26 protein-coding genes are annotated in these 25,547 nt (G+C 33.7%); 19 read left to right on the top strand and 7 right to left on the bottom strand.

Annotation, left to right across the window (positions count from 1 at the left end):
• Positions 1-10: 10 nt before the first annotated feature.
• From gcvH to B0I10_RS08080, 14 genes are all read left to right on the top strand, one after another.
• The gene (gene gcvH, locus B0I10_RS08015) at positions 11-391 is read left to right on the top strand and encodes a glycine cleavage system protein GcvH (RefSeq protein ID WP_112085986.1); all 381 of its coding nucleotides are present in this window, start codon (positions 11-13) and stop codon (positions 389-391) included.
• Positions 384-758, top strand: coding sequence for a VanZ family protein (locus tag B0I10_RS08020; RefSeq protein WP_146740325.1), 375 nt, complete (start codon positions 384-386; stop codon positions 756-758). Before gcvH ends, B0I10_RS08020 begins: the two co-directional genes overlap by 8 nt.
• Before the next feature lie 49 nt (positions 759-807).
• Complete coding sequence (locus B0I10_RS08025) at positions 808-1,530, top strand: energy transducer TonB (RefSeq protein ID WP_112085988.1); 723 nt, start codon at positions 808-810, stop codon at positions 1,528-1,530.
• Positions 1,531-1,628: 98 nt separating this feature from the next.
• Positions 1,629-2,399: an energy transducer TonB gene (locus B0I10_RS08030; protein ID WP_112085989.1), complete on the top strand. Its 771-nt coding sequence runs from the start codon at positions 1,629-1,631 to the stop codon at positions 2,397-2,399.
• A gap of 55 nt (positions 2,400-2,454) precedes the next feature.
• Positions 2,455-3,198: a deoxyribose-phosphate aldolase gene (gene deoC / locus B0I10_RS08035; RefSeq protein ID WP_112085990.1), complete on the top strand. Its 744-nt coding sequence runs from the start codon at positions 2,455-2,457 to the stop codon at positions 3,196-3,198.
• 11 nt (positions 3,199-3,209) lie between these two features.
• Positions 3,210-5,315: a gliding motility protein RemB gene (locus B0I10_RS08040; RefSeq protein ID WP_112086015.1), complete on the top strand. Its 2,106-nt coding sequence runs from the start codon at positions 3,210-3,212 to the stop codon at positions 5,313-5,315.
• 87 nt (positions 5,316-5,402) lie between these two features.
• Complete coding sequence (cyoE, locus tag B0I10_RS08045; protein WP_181456923.1) at positions 5,403-6,320, top strand: heme o synthase; 918 nt, start codon at positions 5,403-5,405, stop codon at positions 6,318-6,320.
• Positions 6,321-6,322: 2 nt separating this feature from the next.
• Entirely contained in the window at positions 6,323-6,901 is a 579-nt protein-coding gene (locus B0I10_RS08050; protein WP_112085992.1) for a cytochrome c oxidase subunit 3, read from the top strand.
• 46 nt (positions 6,902-6,947) lie between these two features.
• Entirely contained in the window at positions 6,948-7,961 is a 1,014-nt protein-coding gene (locus B0I10_RS08055) for a cytochrome c oxidase subunit 3 (RefSeq protein ID WP_112085993.1), read from the top strand.
• 22 nt (positions 7,962-7,983) lie between these two features.
• Positions 7,984-8,424, top strand: coding sequence for a cytochrome C oxidase subunit IV family protein (locus tag B0I10_RS08060; protein ID WP_112085994.1), 441 nt, complete (start codon positions 7,984-7,986; stop codon positions 8,422-8,424).
• A 75-nt stretch (positions 8,425-8,499) separates the two neighbouring features.
• Positions 8,500-9,153, top strand: coding sequence for a hypothetical protein (locus B0I10_RS08065; protein ID WP_112085995.1), 654 nt, complete (start codon positions 8,500-8,502; stop codon positions 9,151-9,153).
• Between the two features lie 4 nt (positions 9,154-9,157).
• Positions 9,158-9,847, top strand: a complete 690-nt coding sequence (locus B0I10_RS08070; protein WP_112086016.1) for an SCO family protein — start codon at positions 9,158-9,160, stop codon at positions 9,845-9,847.
• Between the two features lies 1 nt (position 9,848).
• Positions 9,849-10,409: a DUF420 domain-containing protein gene (locus B0I10_RS08075; RefSeq protein WP_112085996.1), complete on the top strand. Its 561-nt coding sequence runs from the start codon at positions 9,849-9,851 to the stop codon at positions 10,407-10,409.
• Positions 10,399-10,644, top strand: a complete 246-nt coding sequence (locus tag B0I10_RS08080) for a hypothetical protein (protein ID WP_112085997.1) — start codon at positions 10,399-10,401, stop codon at positions 10,642-10,644. The genes B0I10_RS08075 and B0I10_RS08080 overlap by 11 nt, the downstream gene beginning before the upstream one ends.
• Here B0I10_RS08080 and B0I10_RS08085 read toward each other — a convergent pair whose 3' ends face one another.
• The gene (locus B0I10_RS08085; RefSeq protein ID WP_112086017.1) at positions 10,645-12,054 is read right to left on the bottom strand and encodes a DUF4403 family protein; all 1,410 of its coding nucleotides are present in this window, start codon (positions 12,052-12,054) and stop codon (positions 10,645-10,647) included.
• Positions 12,055-12,206: 152 nt separating this feature from the next.
• Between B0I10_RS08085 and B0I10_RS08090 the strand changes: the two genes are divergently transcribed.
• The 3 genes from B0I10_RS08090 (at position 12,207) to tsaB (ending at position 15,717) form a co-directional block, all read left to right on the top strand.
• Positions 12,207-13,652: a TolC family protein gene (locus tag B0I10_RS08090; RefSeq protein ID WP_245942962.1), complete on the top strand. Its 1,446-nt coding sequence runs from the start codon at positions 12,207-12,209 to the stop codon at positions 13,650-13,652.
• A gap of 2 nt (positions 13,653-13,654) precedes the next feature.
• A complete protein-coding gene (locus tag B0I10_RS08095) occupies positions 13,655-14,968 on the top strand; it encodes an efflux RND transporter periplasmic adaptor subunit (protein WP_112085999.1) in 1,314 nt (437 codons plus the stop codon).
• A gap of 86 nt (positions 14,969-15,054) precedes the next feature.
• Positions 15,055-15,717: a tRNA (adenosine(37)-N6)-threonylcarbamoyltransferase complex dimerization subunit type 1 TsaB gene (gene tsaB / locus B0I10_RS08100; protein WP_112086000.1), complete on the top strand. Its 663-nt coding sequence runs from the start codon at positions 15,055-15,057 to the stop codon at positions 15,715-15,717.
• On the opposite strand, the gene B0I10_RS08105 is transcribed toward tsaB, so the two are convergent.
• The 5 genes from B0I10_RS08105 to B0I10_RS08125 form a co-directional block, all read right to left on the bottom strand.
• Positions 15,718-16,395: a hypothetical protein gene (locus B0I10_RS08105; protein WP_146740326.1), complete on the bottom strand. Its 678-nt coding sequence runs from the start codon at positions 16,393-16,395 to the stop codon at positions 15,718-15,720.
• Positions 16,396-16,405: 10 nt separating this feature from the next.
• A complete protein-coding gene (locus tag B0I10_RS08110; protein ID WP_112086002.1) occupies positions 16,406-17,239 on the bottom strand; it encodes a mechanosensitive ion channel family protein in 834 nt (277 codons plus the stop codon).
• A gap of 88 nt (positions 17,240-17,327) precedes the next feature.
• Positions 17,328-17,858 (bottom strand): YtxH domain-containing protein, encoded by a 531-nt coding sequence (locus B0I10_RS08115; RefSeq protein WP_181456921.1) that lies wholly within the window; start codon positions 17,856-17,858, stop codon positions 17,328-17,330.
• A 58-nt stretch (positions 17,859-17,916) separates the two neighbouring features.
• Positions 17,917-19,929 (bottom strand): thioredoxin domain-containing protein, encoded by a 2,013-nt coding sequence (locus tag B0I10_RS08120; RefSeq protein WP_112086003.1) that lies wholly within the window; start codon positions 19,927-19,929, stop codon positions 17,917-17,919.
• 49 nt (positions 19,930-19,978) lie between these two features.
• Positions 19,979-20,179: a dodecin family protein gene (locus B0I10_RS08125; RefSeq protein WP_112086004.1), complete on the bottom strand. Its 201-nt coding sequence runs from the start codon at positions 20,177-20,179 to the stop codon at positions 19,979-19,981.
• A gap of 135 nt (positions 20,180-20,314) precedes the next feature.
• Between B0I10_RS08125 and B0I10_RS08130 the strand changes: the two genes are divergently transcribed.
• Positions 20,315-22,567 carry an inorganic phosphate transporter gene (locus B0I10_RS08130; RefSeq protein WP_112086005.1) on the top strand — a complete coding sequence of 751 codons (2,253 nt, stop codon included), beginning with the start codon at positions 20,315-20,317 and terminating at the stop codon, positions 22,565-22,567.
• Positions 22,568-22,630: 63 nt separating this feature from the next.
• Here the strand turns inward: B0I10_RS08130 and B0I10_RS08135 are convergent, their stop codons facing one another.
• On the bottom strand, positions 22,631-23,530 hold the full coding sequence (locus B0I10_RS08135; RefSeq protein WP_112086006.1) for a NifU family protein: 900 nt from the start codon (positions 23,528-23,530) through the stop codon (positions 22,631-22,633).
• Positions 23,531-23,661: 131 nt separating this feature from the next.
• Between B0I10_RS08135 and B0I10_RS08140 the strand changes: the two genes are divergently transcribed.
• A partial coding sequence (locus B0I10_RS08140) for a choice-of-anchor L domain-containing protein (protein ID WP_181456922.1) occupies positions 23,662-25,547 on the top strand: 1,886 nt, incomplete at its 3' end.

A 25,547-nucleotide genomic window follows, 5' to 3' on the forward strand; every position in this document is an offset into this window, starting at 1 on the left:
ATTTAGAATAATGAATATACCATCAAATTTAAAGTACACAAAAGACCACGAATGGGTCAGTTTAGAAGGTGATGTTGCTACTGTAGGAATTACAGATTTTGCCCAAAAAGAACTTGGTGACATTGTATATGTTGAAGTAGAAACACTAGACCAGACTTTAGAAAAAGATGAAGTTTTTGGAACAGTTGAAGCCGTTAAAACCGTTTCAGATTTGTTTTTGCCTTTGGCTGGAGAAGTAATTGAGTTCAACGACAATCTGGAAGTCAAACCAGAAAATGTCAACACAGATCCTTATGGAAGCGGTTGGATGGTAAAAGTTAAAGTTTCAAATCCTGCTGATTTTGCGGATTTGTTATCTAGCGAAGAATATAAAGAATTGATTGGTGCATAAAAAAAACTTTTTCTTAATTGCCTTAATTAGTTGGATTTGTATAATCACAACATTAAGTTTGGCAAGTTTGAATGGTTTACCAAAAATTTCACCTGTAAATGGTGATAAATACGTTCATTTTTTATTTTATTTTATCTTAACCTTCTTACTCATCTTAAACTTGGGCTATAAGGTTGGTACAAATTATTCAATTATCATTTCATTCGTTATGGCTGTTTGCTATGGCATAATTATTGAGATATTACAAGGTGTTTTAACAGAGAACAGAAAACCAGAAGTAGCAGATGCTTTAGCCAATTCCTTTGGCAGTTTTGTTGCAACAATTGTAGTTTACTTGAACAGAAAAAGGTTAAATAGTATAAAATAATTTTAGTATTTTTAATAAATAGTTATATTAGCAACTCAATTAAAGAATTATGGAACCAAAAAAGAATATAAATGTTGACCCAAAAAGAAATAGTGCACTCTATTTCCAACTTGGTTTAGCCGCTATCGCAATATTGTCTTACCTTGCAATAGAGTTAAAAACATACGAAAAAGACCTTTCAGGCCTAACGAAAGAAGCAGATACTAGTTTTCTGGATGAAGATGTGCCGGTAACAATGCAATTGAATACGCCACCACCACCACCGCCACCGCCACCGCCAGCACCGGAGGTGATTAAAATTGTAGAAGATAAAAAAGACATAAAAGAGGTAGAAATTCAATCGACTGAAACCAACCAAAAAGAAGAGGTTGTAAAGGCTGAAAAAGTGGTTGTGGCAGAAGTTGAAGAGCCAGAAGTTGATGTTCCTTTTGCAATTATTGAAGATGTACCCATGTTTCCAGGATGTGAAAACGTTCCAAAAGATAAAAGAAAAGAATGTTTTCAAGAAAAAATTCAGGCACATATAAAGAAAAACTTTCAATACCCTGACGCAGCGGTTGATGCCGGTCATCAAGGAAAAGTTTTTGTGAGTTTTATAATAGAAAAAGATGGTACTGTGTCCATTGCAAACATGAGAGCACCTTATCCAACTTTGGAAAAAGAAGCAAGAAGAATTATGGGAAAACTCCCCAAAATGACACCCGGAAAACAAAGAGGTAAACCAGTTAGGATGACCATGAGTATTCCTATTACTTTTAAGTTAGACCAATAGTTTTACTGTAGAATTTACTTTAATCCGCTCAATTTGAGCGGATTATTTTTTTGGCATAACTTTTGGTTTCTATTTTTTATAACTAATCCATAGAAACCATGAGAAATTTAGATGATTACCCAAACGTAAAGCACAATGGAAAAATTTACTTCCAATTAGGGCTTTTGGCAAGTTTAATTGCCGTTTATTTTATTATTGAATTAGAAACTCCGGTTGCCGAAATTGAGGTTTTTGAAAGAGGAGAGCCTATCGACATTTCAGAAAAACCATTCATTCATGATTTTACCATTGAAAAAACACCTCAAAAGGAAATTGCTAAGGCGGACCCTAAACCGAAAGACATGCCAAACAAACCAATAATTAATGATCTTAAGCCGATTGAGAATAGTGATGCAGATTTTGAAGATACAGAAACAGCTGCTCCAGATGATACACCAATTGAAGACATAATCAAACCAATAACAACAGCTGCACCTACAGCCAGTTTGCCGATAATAAAGGAAGTTTATGACGGAAATGAATTAGATGAACTTCCGACTTTTGTAGCTTGTTCCGGTTTAAAAGGCGATGCTCAAAAATCCTGTTTCAATGAACAAATGAAAAAGTATTTGCAAAGAAATTTGCGTTACCCGGAAACAGCAAGAGAAAATAATACACAAGGCTCAATTTATGTAGAGTTTATTATTAATACAAACGGTTCGATAACTGGTGTAAAACCTGCAAATGCCAACAAATTCCATGATAGGGATTTAGAAAGAGAAGCGTTGCGAGTCATTAGTAAATTGCCAAATTTAAAGCCAGGAAAGGTCAAAGGAGAGCCCGTTAATGTGCGTTATACAATCCCAATTACATTTCGTATAAGTAATTAAAAATATTTATTGGTAAAAAGCATCCCACTTCGGTGGGATTTTTTATTTTTACGCAATGGATATTAAACAATTTTTAGACTCAACGTATTTAAAAACACCGGAACAGGCTGGTTTGTCTGTTGAAGAAAATAAAAAAGTGGTTCAAGGTTTCATTTCCGAAGCGATTGAAGAACACTTTAAACTCATTATGATTCGGCCGGATATGGTTGCGATGGCTAAAAAAATGATTTCAGAAGCCAAATCAAAAGTGTTGATTGGCACTGTTATAGGTTTTCACGAAGGAACAAACACGCTAGAAGAAAAGCTCACCGAAGCTTCAAAGGCTATTGAAGATGGTGCAGATGATTTAGATTTTGTAATTAATTATGAACTATTCAAAGCGGGTCAGATTAATAAGGTCAAGGATGAAGTTTTAAAAGGTACGCAACTCGGATTGTCGCACAACAAAACCGTAAAATGGATTATTGAAGTAGCTGCTTTAACAGATCAACAAATTGTTCAATTGACGGTTTTGATAAAAAATGTAATCATTGCTAATTTTAAAGAAGATTTTTATTCATCAGTTTTTGTCAAATCGTCCACAGGCTTTTACAAGACACAAGATAACAAGCCCAACGGAGCAACGATTCCAACGATAATAATGATGCTAGAGAACAGCAGTCCACTTCCAGTTAAAGCAGCTGGTGGAGTGCGAACATACCAAGAAGCCATCGACATGATAAATCTAGGTGTAAAAAGAATTGGAACTTCCTCGGCAAAAGCCATTTCAGCCGGATTAATAGCTGATAATAATTATTAACAATGACTCAAATGAAAAACTATATTCTTCTTTTAATGGTTGTGTTTTCAAACTTTTTGTGGTCGCAAGACAAGAAAGTTGAACAGTTTCCGGTTTTTCCCAATTGCGAGAACAAATTCAATCAGGAATTAGAAAGTTGTTTTTATGATGAAGTACAGCAAAAGATTTTTACAAATTTTAAAGTTCCGCAAAACGTCTCGGATAATAATTTCAAAGGAAATTTTATTGTGTTGTTTGAGGTAAGTAGTGAAGGGAAATTCATTATGCAATATTCAGACGCAGCTTATCCCGAGTTAAATGAGGAAATTAAAAGGGTTTTTAATGAAATGAAACCAATTGGGCCACCAACCTATGCGGGGAACCCAACCTATTCAAGATATTCTATTCGTATTAGTATTCCTTTGCAAGACCCTGTTCAGATAAAATTAGCTAAAGAAGAAGCGGCTAAAAAAAGTGCTTCCGAATTTAAAGTCAATAAAAATGAATTAGATGAGTATAAAAATATTAAATATGAAATCTTTTCAAATCCACAGTTTCAAAGTCATTTAAATATACCTTTTTCTCATAGTAATTATGCTCAGTTTGATGTGGCTTTAAACCAAGTTGGAGCAAATAATCATACGGCTTCCAAGCCCTATACCTATTCCGAAGTTAATAGATATTACAATTTGGAAGAAGCTAATCAAAAATTGATGAAAAGCAAAACCGGTTGGTGGGGGAAAAAATTTTGGAACGAAAATTTAGTTGCGATTCAAGGGGAAGACTACTGGTTTACCATGAATCCTATTTTGGATTTAAGAGTGGGGAAAAGCAGCCCGAGTGAATCAAGTTATACGTATCACAACACGAGAGGACTTCAAATTCAAGGGGGTTTAGGCAAGCAATTGAATTTTACAACTTCTATTTATGAAAGCCAAGGAAGATTTGCCGATTATTTTAACCAATATGCCGAAAGTATTGCCCCTTCAGGAGGAAATCCAGCAGTAATTCCCGGAGTTGGAATTGCCAAAAGATTCAAAGATGACGCTTATGATTTTCCGTTATCAGAAGCAAATTTAACCTACACGCCAAGTAATTTTATTAATCTTCAATTAGGTTACGGTAGAAATTTTATTGGTGATGGATACCGCTCGCTTTTAACGAGTGATGGAGCCAGTCCGTATCCGTATTTTAAAATCAATACCACTTTTTGGAAAATAAAATATACAAATACGTATATGTGGTTGAAAGATATTCGTCCGGAAGTAACGGTTGATGGAACTTATGCAACCAAATACATGGCCAATCATTATTTAAGTTGGAATGCGTCCAAACGTTTAAATATTGGTTTTTTTGAGTCTGTAATTTGGACAAACACCAACGATAGAGGTTTCGATTTTAGTTTTGTTAACCCGATAATTTTTTACAGAACAGTCGAATTTAATTCTTCTTCCAGAACAGGAAATGCACTTTTGGGATTAACCACAAAATATAAATGGAGCAACCAAGTTGGATTATACGGTCAATTTTTGATTGATGAATTTTCGCTTGCGGATGTAAAAGAAGCAAATCAAAGTTGGAAAAATAAATTCGGATATCAACTAGGAGCAAAATATTATAATGCATTCAATGTCGAGAATTTGTTACTGCAATTGGAATACAACCACATCAGACCTTATGTTTATTCACACAGTACACCTATCACCAATTATGGGCACAACAATCAAAGTTTAGGTCATCAATGGGGGGGGAATGCAAAAGAAGTAGTTGCTATTGCTCGTTATTTTAAAGGAAGATGGTTTGGTGATGCAAAATTAACCTATGGTGTTCGTGGTTTGGATTTTGATACAGCCGAAAATTCTTTTAATTACGGAGGAAATATTTATAAAGATTATGACGATCAAAGACCTTTTGATACAGGCGTAAGTATTGGTCAAGGAAATAAAACAACCATTATGATTGCCGATTTACAGGCGGGTTACTTGGTAAATCCTGCTTCGAATCTTAAAGTTTTTATGAGTTTGATTTATCGAAACTTCGACCCAAGTCAGAATACTCCAACAACTTTTAAGCAAGATACCACTTGGTTTTCCGTTGGATTGAGAGCCGATTTATTTAATTGGTATTTTGATTATTAATTTAACACCAATTTTCTAATTTGTTCAATTCTTTTTAAAGTTTCTAATTTGTATCTTTGCCGAAGTTTACAAACAATGAAACAAGTCTTGAACGCAACCCATCATTCGTTTACAATTCAATCTCTTTATTTTGATTTTAAGCAAATCACTAAAGCCGGGTTGTCTATTAGTGTCGTTTTCTCATCAATTGCGGGTTATTTTTTAGGAATTTTAGATATTTCAACCTTTAGTTGGACTACTTTATTGATGCTTTCTATTGGTGGATATTGCATGGTTGGAGCTTCCAATGCGTTTAATCAAATTATCGAAAGAGATTTAGACAGCTTGATGGAGCGTACCAAAAACCGTCCAATTGCTGCCGGAAGAATGTCGGTAAACACAGCCTTTATTTTGGCTTCGGTTCTAACGCTGATTGGATTAATTATTTTATATTTAATAAACCCAAAAACAGCGATGTTTGGGGCAATTTCAATATTTTTATATACTAGTGTCTATACGCCATTAAAAACCCTTACGCCACTTTCTGTTTTTGTGGGAGCCATTCCGGGAGCTATTCCTTTTATGTTAGGATGGGTGGCCGCAACCGATGATTTCAGTTTAGAAGCAGGAACCTTATTTTTAATACAGTTCTTCTGGCAATTTCCACATTTTTGGGCAATTGGTTGGTTTTTGTATGACGATTACAAAAAAGCAGGATTTTTTATGCTGCCAACCGGTGAAAGAGACAAAGGAACTGCGTTGCAAATTATTTTGTACACCATTTGGCTGATTATTGCTTCGTTGTTACCGGCAATTTTTCCTCATATCGGAATAGTAGGAAGTCGATTATATTTAACGCCGGTTTCGGCAATTGTTGTATTTTTGCTCGGAGTTTGGATGTTGTACTCCGCATTCGAATTATATAAGAAACGCGACAGCAAAGCTGCTCGGAAATTAATGTTGATTAGTGTGAGCTATATAACCCTTTTGCAATTGGTTTATGTTGCAGATAAATTTTTACGATAATTATGGAAATGACCGCTCAGGAACACGAAAATAGAAAAGGACAATCGTATAAATTGTTGCTTTGGTTTGCTATGATTAGTATGGTGATGATGTTTGCCGGATTAACGAGTGCTTACATCGTTAGCACGTCGAGAAAAGACTGGCTGGCGGATTTTGTGTTACCTCAAGCATTTATTATCAGTACAATTATAATTATAATTAGTAGTTTAACATTTCATTTGGCGTTAACTACAATTAGAAAAAATGACCGAAACAAAACAACATTATGGCTTTTGGTCACTTTGGTGTTGGGAATTTTATTTGTAGTTTTCCAATTTTTAGGTTTTGGTCAAGTTATTGAAATGGGCTATTTTTTCACAGGAAGTGAAAGTACAGTAAATACTTCATTTCTTTATATTATTGCAATTTTGCACATGGCTCACCTCTTTGGAGGGCTATTGGCACTTTTAATCATAATTTATAATCATTTTAAACAAAAATACAATTCAACTCAAACCCTTGGAATTGAGCTAGGTGCAATCTTTTGGCATTTTCTTGATATATTATGGATTTTGTTGTTTTTATTTTTCTATTTTTACTAATAGAAAAAAAATGTAAATTTGGGAACTTTTTAACTAATAACTAAATATGGGAGCGACAGTTACTACAACTGAAGAAAAAATCTGGGACGGCGGAAACGAGCCAATGGGTGTGAGTTACGGTAAAATGATGATGTGGTTTTTCATTTTATCAGATGCTTTAACTTTTACAGGCTTTTTGGCAGCGTATGGTTTTTCTAGATACAAATTTGCCGATAGTTGGCCAATTGCAGATGAAGTGTTTAATCACTTTCCCTTTTTGCACGGTAGTGATTTACCAATGCTTTACGTGGCGTTAATGACTTTTATTTTGATCTTTTCATCGGTAACGATGGTGCTTGCTGTAGATGCAGGTCATCACATGAAAAAATCAAAAGTAGCTTTTTATATGTTTTTAACCGTTATAGGCGGTCTGATTTTCGTTGGGTCTCAAGCTTGGGAATGGAAAAACTTTATCAAAGGTGAGTATGGTGCAATTGAAACCAAAGGAGGAAGCATTATACAATTTGTAGATGCAGAAGGAAAGCGATATAAAGTGTCTGATTTAGCGGTCACTTTGCCCAAAGATCGTGTGCAACATGAAAGTAAAAATGGTATTTGGTTTACTAGTGAAGCTTCTTTGCCCGACTATTCTGTTGCAGAAGTAATAGAGGGCTTCAAAGCCAATCCAAATGTTTTGGTTAGAACACAAGAGGCTTATTTTGATAAAAATGATAAAAAAGGAGTTCATCCAACTTTAAACAAAGAAAAACATAAGACCATATTGACCAGAGAAGAATCATTAGCTCGTTTAAACGATGCAGTGTATGTGGTGCAAGGAGCTAGCTTGGTTAGAAATGAGTATGGAAGCAAACAGTTTGCTAATTTCTTTTTCTTTATCACAGGATTTCACGGATTCCACGTTTTTTCGGGGGTTGTTATTAACTTCATTATTTTCCTAAACGTTATTTTAGGAACGTATGAAAAACGAAGAAGTTACGAAATGGTTGAAAAAGTTGGATTATATTGGCACTTTGTAGATTTAGTTTGGGTATTTGTATTTACTTTCTTCTACTTAGTATAATTTTAAAAACGTATTTAAGAAAATGGCACACGAACATAACTTAGCAATTTTTAGAGGAAGACTTAAATTTAAGTCGAATGAACAAAAAATTTGGGGTGTACTGATTTTGCTTTCTATCATTACAGCTATAGAAGTAGTTTTAGGGATCTATAAACCAGTTGGCTTAATGTCACCATGGCTAACGCCTTTTGAAGGTGGTTTGGGAGCAGTATTGATGAATATCCTTTTAAGTGCCTTCATCTTTTTGATTCCTTTAAACTTAATTTTTTTAGTTTTAACAATTGTTAAAGCCTATTATATCACATGGGATTTTATGCACATGAGAGATGAAAAAGCAAGTTTGAGACGATCTGTAGTTTGGACATTTGTATTCCTTGCCCTTTACATTGCCTTGATTTTCCTTTTGGAGGGAGATTATATTTATGAAATTTATAAAACTTCCTTTATTAAATGGAATTTTTAACACCATATTAGTTAAATTTAAAGGTACGTATTGCGTACCTTTTTTTATTTTTGCACTAAATTAAATGCAATTGAAATGAAAAAGAATATCGTTCTGTTTTCTTTGTTTATACTTCCCATTGTAGCCTATCTTTTCTTTGCTTCCGGTGTGCACAATTTCACTCATTTGCCAACCGTTACAGAGTCTATTCCGGAAGTAAACAACTGGAAAAATGAGAAGGGAGAATATTTTTCATTAGAAGATAAAATTACCGTTTTAGTTTTTCCCGGAACACAAATTTTATATAACAAAGGTGATGCTTTCAATCTCAACCAAAAGATTTATGAAAAAGTTATGGGTTTCAAAGATTTTCAGCTCATTTGCATAGCTCCTTTCGGAACGGAAGAACAAACGGTTGATTTAAAAGAAGAATTAGGCCGAATTTCAGATATGTCTAAATGGAATTATGTTTTTTCCTCTCCAGAAGAAATTAAGAATTACTACAATGAATTAAATTTAATTGGTCAATTGGACGAAAATTTAAGAACTCCTAATGTGTTTATCATCGATAAAGAAAGAAATTTAAGAGGAAGAAAAGGGAAAAATAAAAAAGGAGAACCCGAGTATAAAGAAGGTTATAACTCTATTTCGGCCGCAGATTTGCACAATGAAATGGGCGATGACATCAAAATTATTTTAGCAGAGTACCGATTGGCATTAAAGAAAAATAGTGCTGACAGAAAAAAATAACAACATGAAAAACAAATCATACATCGGAATTTCATTCATTATTTTAGTTTTCGGAATTATTTTTATACCTAGAATTATTAATCGAATTAAAAATGATGATGTGACCAAAATTGATCGATTAAACGCTCCGGGACAAACCGAAACATCCGAAGATTTATTAATGAAGATAGGTAAAGCACCAGCGTTTAGCCTAACAAATCACAACGGAGAAACCATTACCAATAAAAATTACGAAGGCAAAGTTTTTCTGGTAGAATTCTTTTTCTCAACCTGTCCAACTATTTGCCCGATTATGAATAAAAATATGGTGGAGTTACAAAATCATTTTGAAAAAAATCAAAACGATTTCGGAATTGTTTCCATCACCATTAATCCTGCTCATGATACTTCCGAAGTTTTGAAAAAGCATGCCGAACATTTAGGCGTGACAAATCCAAATTGGAACTTCTTAACCGGAGATAAACAATATATTTATGACCTGGCTAATAAAGGTTTTAGTATTTTTGCGGGAGAAAACAAAGAAAGTGACGGTGGTTTTGAACATTCTGGATTATTCGCCTTAGTTGATAAAAACGGCAACATTAGAAGTCGCAAAGACGATTTTGGAAACCCAATTGTGTATTACGATGGAATTGAAGCAGCCGGAATACAAGCGCTAAAACAAGATATTAAAGTGCTTTTAGAAGAAAAATAAGATGAAACAGCATAACAGAGACGAAAAGTATTCGATTGAAAACAAATTCAATACATTAATTATTATCCTTTCCATCGCTATCCCTGTAGTAGTGGCTATTTTATTCAAAGTAAAATTAAAGGATTACGGTATTAATGTGGAGCCATTAACCTTCTTACCACCAATTTATGCCGTTATTAATGGAATAACCGCAATGTTGTTGCTTCTAGGTGTTTATGCAATTAAGAATGGCGACAAAAAAATGCATCAAAACATGATGCAAGGTGCAATCGCTTGCTCTATTTTATTTTTAGTGATGTATGTGGCTTATCACATGACTACTGATAGTACACCATTTGGCGGAGTTGGGATTATTCGATATGTTTATTTCTTTATTCTTATTTCACATATCCTTTTATCAATTACTGTAATTCCGTTAGTTTTGATAACCTACGTAAAAGCCTTAGCAGAACGATTTGATAAACACAAAAAAATTGCCAAAATTACTTTCCCTATTTGGCTATATGTCGCAGTAACAGGCGTAATTGTCTATTTAATGATTGCACCGTATTATGTTCACTAAATTTTTTAAATATTCGATAATTGCGGCTATTTTCCTAATTGGATTTTCCTCTACTGCTCAATGTGCCATGTGCCGTGCAGCTCTGGAAAGTGAGGGAGATAGTTCTAAAGCCGAAGCCATTAATGACGGAATCGTCTATCTAATGGCTTTTCCGTACATTATGGTTGCCATTGTTTTTTATGTAGTGTATCGAATGAAATTTAAAAAGAAACCGGTGTCAGAAATAACTTCTTGATTATTCAATTCCATCAATTTTTACATCCACTTGACCGCTTCCTTTTATAAAAGCTAAGATGGCTTTGTTGGTTAATTGAATTTTCTGAAACTCAAAGTCATTCAACGTTCCATTCACAAAAACACCTTTCATGGGAGAATAGTTTTGAAGATATTGCATTACATTAGTTTTGCCTTCTTCCAAATTAGGTTTAATAGAATACCGACAATTTTCTTGGATTTTTCGTAAAACATACCCTTGTGCTAACCAATTGGCTGAACGAATTAAAAAACTTTTGGTGTTTAACACATAATCCAATTGGTCAAAATAAATTTCTCTCGTTTCTTGATTATATTGAGGGAAACCGGCAAGGTATACTGTCCCGTTAATGCTTCCAAGCATATCCAAAGCAATAATCATTTTACCGTTTTTATGCCAAAGATCAACTTTTGTAACTTTTACTTTTTGCTTTCCATCACCAAATTCTTGCCCTTGAAAATTCTGAGTCATTATTCTGGAAGCGTCTGCATAGGTAGAAACGGCAATAATATTAGCAGAAATATGATCCGGCATTTTGGCAACCGGTTTTAGTATAATTTTATTTTTATCGAATTTTTTTTCAGGAGTTTTTCCAACAATTGTTTCCATTGAGCATTTTAAACCCATTTCTAATTTGATTTCCTTTTTTTGTAAAATGGCATCGGTGACATAAAGTTCTATCGGAACAATTCTGAGCCAACTTGCATACTGTTCACTCATTTCAAACGGAGTGGCAATTTGGTCCAAAGCATCTAAAACTTGTGGTTTAAAATTCAACGATTCTTTAATCGAATCGTCAATGCTTTTTTCAATTTTCGATTTAAAAAGCCGCACGGCCGGATTGATGAGATAAGTAATCGGGATATTTTTCCCGGTAATCACCACAGAAGGACTTTCTGTCCAATCCAATGATTTTATCTTTGTGTTTGTTTTTAGTTGCCAATTCGTTAAACCAACATCGCTAATTAATGTTACAACGCCATTAAGATTGAATTCTTTGGTGTCATAAAGACTAATGCCCATTTTTTCAAAGCCATAACGGTATTTTCCATTTACTTTTAAGGGCAAAGTGGTTGCTATTTTGGTCACATTTCCTTCTTTTTGAGTTTCAATTTTAATCGGAGCTTGTTTCCAGATTTTTAATTCTAAGTCATCGTCTTTTAAAATAGTATCGTTGTAAATCAACCCATTCAATAATTTGTTAGTTTGATTTTCAATATCCTTAAGTTGAATAGTAACCGGAAGATTAATGAACGAAGTTGTTGTTTCATATTCAACCGGATCTGCATTATCAGGTTCTGGTTTAATAAGGTCTAACTTTTTTGCAGCAGAACAAGACGATAAAATAACCAGTATAACAAAAAGCACAACGGGAATTAAAAGATATTTCATTTTTTCAAATTTCATTTGAGAGTGTAAATGTAATTTATTTTCAGATTTTTTCATTTTGTTGTAACACAAAAATAATTTAAGCGTCCTATGGGTATAAAATTCTAATGAATTAAATTTGTATTCTAATGCAGCAACTGTTTCAAAAATTTCTAATGAAAAGTTCAACAATAAAAAAAATGATTTGGTTTTGGATGATTTTATTCGGAATTACATCCCATTCTCAATCAAAAAAATGGACATTGGAAGAGTGCGTAAACTATGCACTTGAAAATAATATTTCCATCAAAAACACAGCACTCGATAAAGAGTTAGCAGATATTGAACGAAGTGCAGCTATCGGCAGTTTTCTTCCGTCTGCAAATGCTACAACTTCTCATTCTTGGAATATTGGTTTAAACCAGAATATTACAACCGGTCTTTTAGAAAACCAAACGACGCAGTTTACATCTGCCGGGGTTAATGTTGGCGTTGATATTTATAATGGACTGCAAAATCAATACCGACTCCGTAGAGCAAGTTTATCGCAAATTGCCACGCAATATCAATTAACTAAAATGCAGGAAGATATTGCTTTGAATGTAGCGAATGCTTTTTTGCAGATTTTGTTTAACAAAGAAAATTTAAAAGTTCAAAAAGAACAATTGCTCAATAATCAGGGTCAAATGAAACGTTCTGAGGAGCTGTTAGAAGCCGGAGTAATTCCAAGAGGTGATTTGTTAGATAGTAAGGCTACAGTGGCATCGAGTGAACAATTGGCGATAAATGCAGAAAATCTCTTGTTGATTTCAAAATTAAGTCTTGCTCAGCTTTTGCAATTGGAAGATTTTAAAGATTTTGATATTATCGACAGAGAATATGAAGCAGTTCAAAGTCCCTTATTACTTCAAACGCCGGAATCAATATATCAACAAGCAAAAGAAACAAGAACAGAACTAAAAATTGCTCAAACCAATTTGGAAATTGCAGAAAAAGATGTTTCTATTTCTAGAGGAGCTTATCAACCGAGATTGCAAGGTTTTTATAGTTTTAGTACAAGAGCTTCAAACTTAGATCGCGTAACCGGAATTGAATTGAATCCATCCAATCCAACATCGGTAATTGGTGTGGTAGAGGGAACTAATCAAAACGTTTTACAACCCAATTTTAATGCAATTTTAGGAAGACCTTCACCTATTTTTGAGCAATTTGACAACAACAAAGGGCAAAATTTTGGGGTGCAATTAACAGTACCGATTTTCAATGGATTTGCCACACGAAACAATGTGCAACGATCAAAAGTGGCTTTAGAAAGAACTAAAATTGCGTATGAACAAGAAGAATTAACCTTAGAAAGAAATGTTTTTCAAGCTTTTACGGATGTAAAAGGAGCGTTGAAATCGTACGAAGCGGCTGTTACAACGCTTGAAGCCAGACAAGAAGCTTATAATTATGCCAAAGAACGTTTTGAAGTGGGTTTAATGAATTCCTTCGACTTTAATCAGTCGCAAACGTTACTAGTAAACGCACAATCAGAAGTTTTAAGAACCAAATACGATTATATCTTTAGAACCAAAATTTTAGAATTTTATTTCGGAATACCAATTATTCAAAAACCATAATTATGTCAAAAAAAGTAATCTATACCTTTTTAGGAATTGCAGTAGTGTTGATAGTTTTATTAATTGCACTTTCAAAAACCGGAGTCATCGGCAATAAAAACAAAGGTAAAGAAGTTGAAACTGCTGCCGTTAACGAAATTACAATTATAGAAACCGTTTCGGCAACTGGGAAAATTCAACCGGAAACAGAAATTAAGATATCTTCTGAAGTTTCGGGAGAAATCATCGAATTACCAATCAAGGAAGGCCAGTTAGTTAAAAAAGGTGATTTGTTGGTTAGAATAAATCCCGATTTATATACGTCAAGTTTAAACCGTTCGGTGGCTGGATTATCCAATACAAAAGCAGGTTTGAGTCAGGCTGATGCCACTTTTAAAGAAGCACAAGCCAATTACAACCGAAATAAAACACTATTTGATAAAGGAATTATTTCAAAATCAGAATGGGATAGAGTAGTGGCCACTTTTGAAGGAGCACAAGCTGCAAAGCAAGCTGCCTATTACGGAGTTCAAAGTGCAGCTGCTACTGTAACCGAAGCGAGAGACAACTTAGGAAGAACAACTATTTATGCTCCGGCAGATGGAACCGTATCATTACTTTCAGTAGAATTAGGCGAACGCGTTTTAGGGACACAACAAATGACCGGAACCGAGATTTTGCGTGTTGCCAACTTGAACAATATGGAAGTAGAAGTTGATGTGAATGAAAATGATATTGTAAAAGTAAGTGTGGGCGATTCTACCAACATTGAAGTAGACGCCTATTTGAAAAAGGAATTCAAAGGAATTGTTACGAGTATTTCAAACTCTGCCAGCAATGCCGTTACGGCCGATCAGGTGACAAATTTCAAAGTTAAAGTTAGAATTCTAAAAGAATCCTACATGGATTTGTTGGAGGGAAAGCCGGAAAGTTACTCGCCGTTTAGACCAGGGATGACTGCAACGGTTGATATTATCACCAAAAGAAAAGAAAAAGTAGTGGCTATTCCAATTAGTGCAGTGGTAATGAAATCGGATACATTAGGTTCAAACAAAGTGGAAGTTAAACCAGAAGAAGGCAATGATAATACAGAAGCGATAGTTCAAAAAACAGACAAAAAATTAGAATGTGTTTTCATAAAAGTAGGCGATAAAGCAAAAATTAGAATCATTAAAACCGGAATTCAAGACGATTCAAATATTGAAGTTCTTCAAGGTTTGAAAAAAGGCGATGTGGTGATAGTTGGACCTTATACAACAGTTACCAAAGATCTTAACTCAGGTGATTTGGTTTTTATTAAATCGGAAGAAGAAAAAAACAAGGAAAAGAAAAAATAACTTACTCATAAAAAATAAAAAGGAAATTAGATTAAAAATTTAGTTTCCTTTTTTTATGTCTTATTTTTGCACATTCAATTTCAATTATGAATTATATACTTAACATAGAAACATCAACTAAAAATTGTTCAGTAGCTATAGCAAAAGAGGGTGAAATGATTGTTTGCAAAGAAATTGCAGAAATTGGCTATTCGCATGCAGAAAAGTTGCATGTTTTTATTGAAGAAACTTTAACCGAAGTCAATCTGAAATTTTCAGATTTAAAAGCCATTGCTGTAAGTCAAGGACCGGGTTCCTATACGGGGTTACGGATTGGAGTTTCTGCGGCAAAAGGATTGTGTTATGCATTAGATATTCCTTTGATTGCAGTTGATACATTAGAAATTTTAGCGTCTCAAATTTCAATTCAAGAAGGCGTGATTGTTCCTATGATTGATGCGAGAAGAATGGAGGTTTATTCGGCAATTTTTGATAAAAATCATCAAAAGATTAGAGATACAAAAGCTGAAATTCTAACCGAAGAATCATTTTCAGATTTAAATCAAACCGTTTATTTTGTTGGTGATAGTTCTACAAAAGCGAAAACACTTCTTCAAAAAGATAATTTTATTTTTTCAGATGATTTTATTTATCCATCTGCAAAACAAATGACTAAAAAAAGCTACACCTTATTCACGAATAATCGCTTTGAAGATGTAGCTTATTTTGAACCTTTTTATTTAAAAGATTTTTTTAGTAAGAATGATTGATTAAAGCAAGGTGTTTAAAAAGGTACTCAATCTAATTAAGTCATCTTCATCTGAAAATGAAGTCTTATTTTCTTTGAGGTAAATTTTTATTTTTTCTTCCTTACCAATAAATATCTTTTCAAAATCTTTCTTTTTCTTGGGAAAAAGGACTATCAACTCGTTGTTAATTTGATAGTAAAATTCTAAATCCATTTTTTTAAATCTTGGAGCCCTATATTGGTCATAACTGTTTACGGGTTTAACTTCGGGTTCTAAAATTATCTTTTCTCTTTTGTAAATATTAAATTTAGATTTGTCTACCAGCGTATTAAGATAGCCTGTTAGTTGTTCGCTATCTTCAGCTAAGTAGTCTACGTAAACATAATTTTCTTTACCATCACTAGATGCTATGATAATATCTTTGGATGGTTTAATATATCCTTGATCTTTAATTTCGATTTTATCAAGATAAGCATTATATCGTGCTAAGAAAGGATTGTCAAAATTTGCGGAATTTACTAAAAAGTAGTTCTCATTATAGAATTGTGACCCTTCTGCATTTTTTATTGTACTAATTTTATCTCTTGAAATTAGGTCTGTTACCCTATTTAATTCTCTAATCCCAACTTGTTGGGCATAAAAGGAGTAGTTAAATAACAAAAGTGTAATTCCGGAAAATAACATTGAATTTGATTTCATTTTTTTATATTTATTGTTTAATGTGCACATCTCTTTGCGGAAACGGAATTTCTATCCCATTTTCGTCAAATTTAAGTTTGATTTGTTCTAAAATATCAGAACGCATCGTAAAGAAATCTTCCAAATTCGCCCATGGTCTTACGGCTAAATTAATTGAACTATCGGCTAAATCACTGACCAAAACCATTGGAGCAGGGTCTTTTAAGACAGCAGTATGATTTTCCATTACCTCCATGGCTATTTCTTTTGCTTTTTTAATGTTTGAACCATAGCTAATACCTATAGTTAGGTTGGCTCTTCGTGTAGTGGCATAACTGTAATTGATGATTGTGCCATTAGACAAAGCTCCATTTGGCACAAAAATAATTTGATTGTCTACCGTAGCTAGTTGAGTAACAAAAATTTGAATTTGCTTAACCGTTCCAGAAACACTTTGTGCTTCTATAAAATCACCTACTTTAAAGGGTTTAAACATAATTATTAAAACACCACCTGCAAAGTTAGACAATGAACCTTGTAATGATAGACCAATCGCAAGACCGGCCGCACCAATAATAGCAACAAATGAGGAGTTTTCAACGCCAAGTCTTGAAATTACAGTTACAAAAAGTAAAATTTTTAAAGTCCAAATTAAAATGTCTGCCAAAAATTTTGATAAAGTAGGCTCCATTTCTCTTTTGGTCATTATGCTCATGATTAATTTTTTAATTAATCGAATAGCAGTCCAACCAATGACTAAAATTATAGTGGCAGAAATTAATCTCGGTGAATATTCCATCAACACTTCGGTGAAGTAATCCCAGTATTTAGTAACATAATCCGTATTCACTACAATCAAATCCATAAAAAAACGCTCAAATTATTTTGTAATTTAAGAGACGCAAGTTAGTTTTAATTAATTTTTTACAAAATTAAAAAATGATAAAATTTCGTTAATCTGCGTTTTCGTCAGCAGCTTTTTTTATTTCTTCTACTTTTTCTTCTAAATCTTCTGAAGCTTCTTCTTCTTTTTCTTCCACAGCTTCCACAACTTCTTCTACTTTTTCTTCCGCAACTGCCTCTAATTTAACTACTTTTTCTTTTGCTTCTTCTTCAGTTTCCTCTGCCTTTTCAGAAAAGTTGGAAGCGGCTTCTTGTTTTTCTTCTTTGGTTGATGAAGTGAAAGAATTAACTTTTTCTTTTACATCATCCACGACATTTTCAATTGCATCGCCGGCTTTTTCAGCATATTCTGAAACTGTTTCTTTTGCTTTTTCTGCAAAATCTTCTACTCTTTCTTTTACCTCAGGATAGCTTTCCTTTACGTTTTCAACTGCTTTTTCAACATAATCTTCTGCTTTAGCAGCATATTCTGTAGCTTTTTCTTTTGCCTGATCTAAAACAATTTCTGCTTTATCAGCAACTTCTGATGCGGTTTCTTTGGCCGAGCCAAACAAATTTTTAAAAAAACTTCCTAGTCCCATTGTGGTTAGTGTTAAAATTGAGTGTCAAATCTAGTAAATTTTGCTAACTTTTTTATAATTAGTATTTTAAATCTTTGTAAACACCAGAAATAGTATTTTTTGGAGCTAAACACATTTTATTTTGACAGAGATAAAAGAGCGTTTCATTTTCTACAAATCGATTTTGTAAAAAAGGTAAATCTGATTTTTTTTCGCTTCCGGACAGAACGACCGACGGAAAATAATTTTGATTGATTTCTTTCAAATGAACTAAACTCATTTCTCCACAAATTGCTAATTCCTTTTGATAATCCGAAAAATGCAACGCTGCGATTAACCAATGTGAGAACGCAGAAGGATAATCGACAGACGGAATGACTTGTGCAATCATTTGCCTTGCAATTTCTTCATAGTGCGAATTTTCAAAATAAACACTCAGTTTGAATAAATTGCTTGCCATAACCGAATTGGAAGCCGGAATCACATTGTCTTCTATTTCATAATGATCCGAAATCAACGCTTCATCTAAGTCAGAAGTAAAACGGAACAATTGTTTCTTTTCATCATAAAAATGATCCAAACAATAATTGGTTAAATTTTTACAATGCAAAAGCCATTTTTCATCAAAAGTAGCTTCATAAAGAGCAATAAAACTATCAATCACAAACGCATAATCTTCCATAAATCCATTGATGGATGGTTTTTCATTTTTGTAAGTATGCCTCAAATTTCCATCGGCTGACCAAATTTTAGTAACTATAAAATGAGCATTTCTTATTGCTGTTTTCAGATAATTTTCATTCCTCAACGCTTTATAACTATCTACAAAACCTTTGAGCAAAATAGCATTCCAAGACGTGATGCATTTGTCATCCAATCGTGGTTTTGGTCTTTTTTCTCTAGTTTTGTATAAAATTTGTTCCCATTTTTCCTTTTTCAGTCGAAGTTCATCAATTGAAATATGATTTTTTTCTAAAATTTCATCCAAACTTTCTTTCTGAATTAGAACATAATTTCCATGTTCCCAATGTCCAAATTCATTGACGTTAAAAACATTTGAAAACAATTCGAAATCGTCTTGCATTAAATTTTTTAATTCGTCAATCGTCCAAACATAAAAAGCACCTTCTTCCAAATGATTTTCAGAAGTTAAACTATCGGCATCCAAAGCGGAAAAAAATGCTCCTTCATCGGTTGACCATTCTTTTTCTATGAAAGTGGTGGTTTTTTCGATGATTTCTTTGTAAAGTTCATTTTTTGTCAATTTATAAGCATTCGCATAAAGCGACAAAAGTTGGCCATTGTCATACGCCATTTTTTCAAAATGAGGAACGTGCCATTTCACATCGACCGAATAACGAGAAAATCCGCCATCAACCGTATCGAAAATTCCGCCATAAGCCATTTTTGTCAAGGTTAAATCAACGTAGTCTAACAGCTTTTCGTTCTTAGTCAAATAACCAAATTGTAATAAAAACTGATAATTGGTTGGCATCATAAATTTTGGAGCACGGGAATAGCCACCAAATTCCCAATCAAAACTTTTTTGCCATTTGGCTAAGAAAGTATCCAAAACAGTACTATCAAATTCAGCCGATTTTTCTCCGGTAATACCTAATGTTTCAATTCCTTCATGCAATTTTTCGGCATATTCATTCAGTTTTTCTGGTTGCGATTGATACAGTTCCTGCAACTGTTCTAGGGTGTTAATCCAATCGTTTTTTCTGAAATAGGTGCCGCCCCAAACCGGTTTTCCATTCGGAAGGCAAACTACATTAAGTGGCCAACCACCTCGACCGGTCATTAATTGAACTGCTTTCATATAAATAGCATCCACATCCGGCCGTTCTTCGCGATCGACTTTAATGTTGATAAAATGTTGGTTCATAGTGTTTGCTACTTCGTCATTTTCAAAACTTTCGTGCTCCATTACATGACACCAATGGCAAGCAGAATAACCAATGCTGATTAAAATGAGTCGCTGTTTTTCTTTTGCATTCGCTAATGTTTTTGAATTCCAAGCTTTCCAATGCACCGGATTGTTGGCATGCTGAAGTAAGTACGGACTGGTTTCTAATTTTAGTTCATTCATATAAAAAAGCGTTCCTGTTGAGAACGCTTAAAATTACGATTTTAATTGATTATTCTAACTCAAAAGTGATTTTTAAATTCACTCGAAACTCGGAAACCTGACCATCTTTTACAACTGCACTTTGATCTTGAACATAAACAGAACGAATGTTTTTTAATGATTTCGCAGCTTGTGCAACTGCTTCGCGAGTAGCCGCCTCCCAACTTACTTCTGAGCTGGAAAGGACTTCGATAACTTTTAGTATTGCCATTGTGATAAAATTTAAGAAAGAAAGATAGTGTTTTTTGACAAAACCTCAAAAAAAGCATCTTAAATTGATAACATTCGCTTAACATTAGATTCGAATAGTTAACGGAATTTTGCACTAAATTATTAACCATTTGTAATGGAACAAATTTATGTAGTGATGCTCGTGGTTTTGGGCATTTTGGCTGTGTTGGATTTAGTAGTTGGTGTAAGTAATGACGCTGTAAACTTTCTAAACTCAGCCATTGGTTCAAAAGCAGTTTCCTTTAAAACAATCATGATTGTTGCCAGTATCGGTGTTGCTGTAGGAGCTCTTTTTTCAAGCGGAATGATGGAGATTGCCCGTAGCGGAATTTTTATTCCGTCGATGTTTAGTTTTAATGATGTTATGATCATTTTTCTGGCAGTAATGATTACAGACATTCTTCTTCTGGATGTTTTTAATTCAATGGGGTTGCCTACCTCTACAACAGTTTCCATTATTTTCGAATTATTAGGAGCTGCGGTTTGTTTGGCACTTTATCATATTTATATTTCAGAGGATAGTACGCAAAGTTTGGGTAATTATATCAACACCAAAAAAGCAACAGAAATTGTAACAAGTATTTTGCTGTCTGTTGCACTTTCTTTTGGATTGGGTAGTTTAGTTCAATATTTATCGCGTCTAATTTTTACTTTTCAATATGAAAAACGATTAAAATACATTGGTTCTTTGTTTGGTGGATTGGCGATTACAGCGATTACTTTTTTCATCTTAATTAAAGGATTAAAAGGAGTTTCTTTTATTAATAAAGAAACTTATGGTTGGATTGAAGACAATCAATTGATGATTATCGGAATTAACTTTGTGTTTTTTACTCTTCTATCGCAGTTGCTCATCAGTGTTTTCAAAGTTAATATTCTTAGAATAATTATTGTCATAGGAACTTTTGCTCTAGCATTAGCTTTTGCAGGAAACGATTTGGTTAATTTTATAGGTGTGCCTATTGCAGCTTATAATTCCTATGAAATTTTTACTGCTTCAGGGCTTTCAGGCGATAAATTAATGATGGGTGCTTTGGCAGACGAAACTATTGTAGCACCATTTTATTTTCTTGCTTTTGCAGGATTAATTATGGTTACTACGCTTTGGACTTCTAAGAAAGCCAGAAGCGTAATTGAAACAGGTGTAAATTTATCCCGTCAAGGCGATGGTGTTGAAAAATTTTCACCTAACATGTTATCTCGATTTATTGTTAGAAGCGGAGTTTATTTGGGAATGGGAATTAATTATTTTCTACCACAATCGGTTCAGCTAAAAATTGATAAACAATTTGAAAAGCCAGAAGTTAAAGGCAAGAAAAGAAAAGACGAACCGGCTTTTGATATGGTTAGAGCCTCAGTTAATTTAATGATTGCCAGTATTTTAATTTCAATAGGAACTTCATTAAAACTCCCGCTGTCAACCACCTACGTAACTTTTATGGTTGCCATGGGAACATCGTTTGCAGACAGAGCTTGGGACAGAGAAAGTGCCGTTTACAGAGTAGCAGGTGTTTTCAATGTAATTGGCGGCTGGTTTGTAACAGCAATGGTGGCTTTTTTAGGAGCTTTTGTGATGGCTTTTATTTTAAAAACCGGAGAAGTCTATGCTTTTATAGGTTTATTGGTTTTATTAGCAATTATTCTTTATCGAAGTGCAAGAAGACATAGCAAAAAACAAAAAGAAGAAGAAGAATTAGTCAAACTGAAGAGGGAAGATATTGTTACCATTAACGAAATCATAAGCGAAAGTTCAATGCAAATTTCACGAGTAATTGGTGCCACCAACAAAGTGTATAGTGATGTAATAGATAATTTAGGATTGCAAGACTTAAACAAGTTAAAAGAGAATAAAAAAGCACTCAAAAAACTTGAAAAAGAAGTTGATGAACTAAAAAGTAACGTTTACTATTTTATCAAAAATCTGGATGAAACTTCGGTAGAAGCCAGTAAGTTCTACATCATGATTTTGGGATATCTGCAAGATATGATTCAGTCGTTGGCATTTATTACTCAAAATAGTTATTCGCATATTAATAATAATCACAAGCAATTAAAATTCAATCAAATTCGTGATTTAAAAAGTATTGATACCGATGTACAAAAATTGTTTGATACCATAGAGACTATTTTTGAAAACAAAAACTTTGATGAATTAGACGTTGTCTTGCGAGAAAAAGCAACCATTTTAAATAATGTTTCAGAGTTAATTCAAAAGCAAATTACACGGATTCGAACCGTGGAAACTAGTCCAAAAAACAGTAAGCTTTATTTTGCTTTACTTTTAGAAACAAACGATTTGATTAAAGCAACTATGAATTTACTTGATCTTTTCCAAGAGTTCAATGTTCATGTGAAGAATAAAAAATAAGCACAAAAAAAATCCTTGAAATTCAAACACTTCAAGGATTTTTTGTTTAAAAATTGTTTTGTTTTATGCGTTAATGGCTTCTACCTTAATAGCTTCGTCATTCAACATATCTTTCAACATATTTTCAATACCGTTTTTTAATGTAAAGGTGGAAGAAGGACAACCACTACAAGCTCCTTGTAAAATAACTTTTACGCGTTTGTCACTTTCGTCATACGAATCAAAAAGAATATTTCCACCATCGGCTTGAACGGCTGGTTTTACATATTCTTCTAAAATATTGATGATTTGTTGTGAAGTTGTATCAAGCGAATCAAAATTGGTGAGTGCTTGTTTTTCACTTTTTGGAACGGCGACCAATAAACTTTCGTTGATGATTTCATTTCCGTTTTCAATATATTCTTTGATAAATGTTCTGATTTCATTCGAAATTTCCTGCCAATCAGCACTGTTGTATTTTGTAATAGAAATATAATTTTCATCCATAAAAATTTCCTTCACAAACGAAAATTTGAATAATTCTTTCGCTAAAGCGGAAGGAAAAGCTTCATCAATATTTTTAAATTCAGCCGTTTTTGAAGTCAGTAATTTATTGGCAACAAATTTTAAAACCGCGGGATTTGGTGTGGATTCGGCATAAATTGTAACCGGAAGTTTCTTATTTTCAACTATTGATTCTTTGATAATGATTCCGCTTTTTTCAATAAATTCTTCAATTTGCTCCGCAACAGCATCTTTTACATCATCCCATTGCACAATGTTAAATCGTTCGATTGCAATAAAATTACCTGAGATAAAAACCGTTTTAACAAAAGGCAGATAAAATAATTGTTGTGCAAGTGGACTATCACCGGCTTCATCTATATTTTTGAATTCATAGCCTTTGTTTTTAGTGACAAAATCTGTTAATTCAAATTTTATGATAGCAGGATTTTGTGTTTCTTTTATAGATAATTTATACATCTTAGCTTTTTTCTGCAAATTTAACAAAGTTATTTTTGGTATTTAGCTATATTTGAACTTTAAATTTTTATTAACACAACTTTATCAAGTGTTTTGGCAATCGAGATTGTCGGAACATTTTTTTAATAACTATGAAAAAACAACTACTTTTATTCATTCTATTTTTTCTTCCATTTTTTGTAAATGCTCAGTTATTTGTAGATAATACAACGCTTACTCCAGCTCAGTTAGTTCAAAATGTTCTATCGGGTGGTGGCGTCACAATTACAAATGTTACATTTAATGGTACTGCGGCCAATGCTAATATGGTGAGAGATCAAGTTGGGTTTTTTACCACCGATGCACAACCAACTAATTTAGGATTAAATTCAGGTTTAATTCTGTCAACTGGAAATGCTCAAGCAGCACTAGGCCCCAATAATAATGGCGGTTTTACACAAGCTACAACTACTGATAATTTTCCAGTTCAGGGTGATCCTGATTTATTTATTTTAGCCGGTAATACTATTAGAAATGTATGTATTCTTGAATTTGATTTTGTATCCTCTGGACCTGAAATTAGATTTAATTTTGTATTTGCATCGGAGGAATATAACGAGTATGTGTGTGCTGATGTCAATGATTCCTTTGGATTTTTCTTAAGAGGACCCGGGATTACTGGCCCCTTTTCCAATAATTCAAAAAACATAGCATTAGTATCAGGAACTAATGTGCCAATTTCCATCAATACTGTCAATAACGGAATGGTCGGTGCTTTTGGTGACATCGTGAATTGTGGAAATGGTAGCGGACTGGTAAATTCAGCTTTTTTCATAAATAACCCACAAATTGCAACCTCTACAATTCAATATGATGGTTTTACTACACTCATAACCGCAGTTTCAGATGTTGAATGTGGAGAAACCTATCATATCAAACTAGCCATTGCAAATGTTGGAGATAATTTATTTGATTCAGCTGTTTTTCTAGAAGCTGAAAGTTTTGATTCAGACCCATTTGATTTAGGTGCTGATTATGTTGAGTCAGGAGGTACAGCACTTTGTGTAGGTGATGAGGGAGAACTCAATACAGGACTTGATGCTGCGATTCCTCATGAATGGTACCTTGGACCCGATTTAATTGTTGGTGAAACAGGACCTATTTATACCGTTACTGAACCGGGTGATTACACGGTTATTGCCTATCCTTTTGGACTGGCTTGTCCCGTTTCTGATACAATTACTATTGAATTTTATCCAGCAATTCCGGTTGCAGAACCAATCGATTTAGAGAATTGTGTGGCCAATAATGTATATGATTTAACGCTAAACACACCTATCGTTTTAAATGGTTTAGATTCTTTTCAGTTTGAACTTAATTATGCATTAACTGCAGAAGATATAGATTTTTTAAATTTTATCCCCAACCCTTCCGCTTACGTTAGTACAGGGCCGGGTCAAACTATTTATGTGAGTGTGGTTGATATCTTTAGCGGGAGCGAATGTATAAGTATTCAATCGTTCGAATTAATTGAAGTTCCTTGTACGCTTGATCCGCAGTCATTAGACCTAGTGTTATGTGATGAAGTGACTGTTGGGGATGATTTTGAGATTTTCGACTTGACACAGAATAATGATGAGGCTTTGAATGGATTAGATCCAACGTTATATGAAGTTACTTATCATAATACCCAGCCAGATGCAAATACAGGAGATTTTCCAATTTCCTCCGCCAATACTTATAATGGAACGAATGAAACGATTTATGTTCGGGTTGCAGAAATTGCATTTCCTGGAAATTATGGAACGGATTCGTTTACTTTAACGGTTAATCCATTACCTCAAATATCCGATGTTGTTGCAACAATTTGTTCTGAAGAAACTTTTACGATAACTCCAGATAGTTCAGGTTCTAATGTTATCCCCACGGGCACCACTTACACTTGGACGGTTTCCTCACCGGTAGGAATCACAGGAGCATCGGATGAGACTAATCCGCAAACGAGCATAAGTCAAACTTTAACCAATACGACAGCTGC

Origin of the sequence: Flavobacterium lacus, assembly GCF_003268815.1 — a bacterium.
Taxonomy (GTDB): Bacteria; Bacteroidota; Bacteroidia; order Flavobacteriales; family Flavobacteriaceae; genus Flavobacterium; species Flavobacterium lacus.

Bases quoted from the DNA above. Each gene is read 5' to 3' on its own strand.
- gcvH (WP_112085986.1), top strand. From the start codon at position 11: ATGAATATACCATCAAATTTAAAGTACACAAAAGACCACGAATGGGTC.
- B0I10_RS08025 (WP_112085988.1), top strand. From the start codon at position 808: ATGGAACCAAAAAAGAATATAAATGTTGACCCAAAAAGAAATAGTGCA.
- B0I10_RS08030 (WP_112085989.1), top strand. From the start codon at position 1,629: ATGAGAAATTTAGATGATTACCCAAACGTAAAGCACAATGGAAAAATT.
- deoC (WP_112085990.1), top strand. From the start codon at position 2,455: ATGGATATTAAACAATTTTTAGACTCAACGTATTTAAAAACACCGGAA.
- B0I10_RS08040 (WP_112086015.1), top strand. From the start codon at position 3,210: ATGAAAAACTATATTCTTCTTTTAATGGTTGTGTTTTCAAACTTTTTG.
- B0I10_RS08050 (WP_112085992.1), top strand. From the start codon at position 6,323: ATGGAAATGACCGCTCAGGAACACGAAAATAGAAAAGGACAATCGTAT.
- B0I10_RS08055 (WP_112085993.1), top strand. From the start codon at position 6,948: ATGGGAGCGACAGTTACTACAACTGAAGAAAAAATCTGGGACGGCGGA.
- B0I10_RS08060 (WP_112085994.1), top strand. From the start codon at position 7,984: ATGGCACACGAACATAACTTAGCAATTTTTAGAGGAAGACTTAAATTT.
- B0I10_RS08065 (WP_112085995.1), top strand. From the start codon at position 8,500: ATGAAAAAGAATATCGTTCTGTTTTCTTTGTTTATACTTCCCATTGTA.
- B0I10_RS08070 (WP_112086016.1), top strand. From the start codon at position 9,158: ATGAAAAACAAATCATACATCGGAATTTCATTCATTATTTTAGTTTTC.
- B0I10_RS08075 (WP_112085996.1), top strand. From the start codon at position 9,849: ATGAAACAGCATAACAGAGACGAAAAGTATTCGATTGAAAACAAATTC.
- B0I10_RS08080 (WP_112085997.1), top strand. From the start codon at position 10,399: ATGTTCACTAAATTTTTTAAATATTCGATAATTGCGGCTATTTTCCTA.
- B0I10_RS08085 (WP_112086017.1), bottom strand. From the start codon at position 12,054: ATGAAATATCTTTTAATTCCCGTTGTGCTTTTTGTTATACTGGTTATT.
- B0I10_RS08090 (WP_245942962.1), top strand. From the start codon at position 12,207: ATGAAAAGTTCAACAATAAAAAAAATGATTTGGTTTTGGATGATTTTA.
- B0I10_RS08095 (WP_112085999.1), top strand. From the start codon at position 13,655: ATGTCAAAAAAAGTAATCTATACCTTTTTAGGAATTGCAGTAGTGTTG.
- tsaB (WP_112086000.1), top strand. From the start codon at position 15,055: ATGAATTATATACTTAACATAGAAACATCAACTAAAAATTGTTCAGTA.
- B0I10_RS08105 (WP_146740326.1), bottom strand. From the start codon at position 16,395: ATGAAATCAAATTCAATGTTATTTTCCGGAATTACACTTTTGTTATTT.
- B0I10_RS08110 (WP_112086002.1), bottom strand. From the start codon at position 17,239: ATGGATTTGATTGTAGTGAATACGGATTATGTTACTAAATACTGGGAT.
- B0I10_RS08115 (WP_181456921.1), bottom strand. From the start codon at position 17,858: ATGGGACTAGGAAGTTTTTTTAAAAATTTGTTTGGCTCGGCCAAAGAA.
- B0I10_RS08120 (WP_112086003.1), bottom strand. From the start codon at position 19,929: ATGAATGAACTAAAATTAGAAACCAGTCCGTACTTACTTCAGCATGCC.
- B0I10_RS08125 (WP_112086004.1), bottom strand. From the start codon at position 20,179: ATGGCAATACTAAAAGTTATCGAAGTCCTTTCCAGCTCAGAAGTAAGT.
- B0I10_RS08130 (WP_112086005.1), top strand. From the start codon at position 20,315: ATGGAACAAATTTATGTAGTGATGCTCGTGGTTTTGGGCATTTTGGCT.
- B0I10_RS08135 (WP_112086006.1), bottom strand. From the start codon at position 23,530: ATGTATAAATTATCTATAAAAGAAACACAAAATCCTGCTATCATAAAA.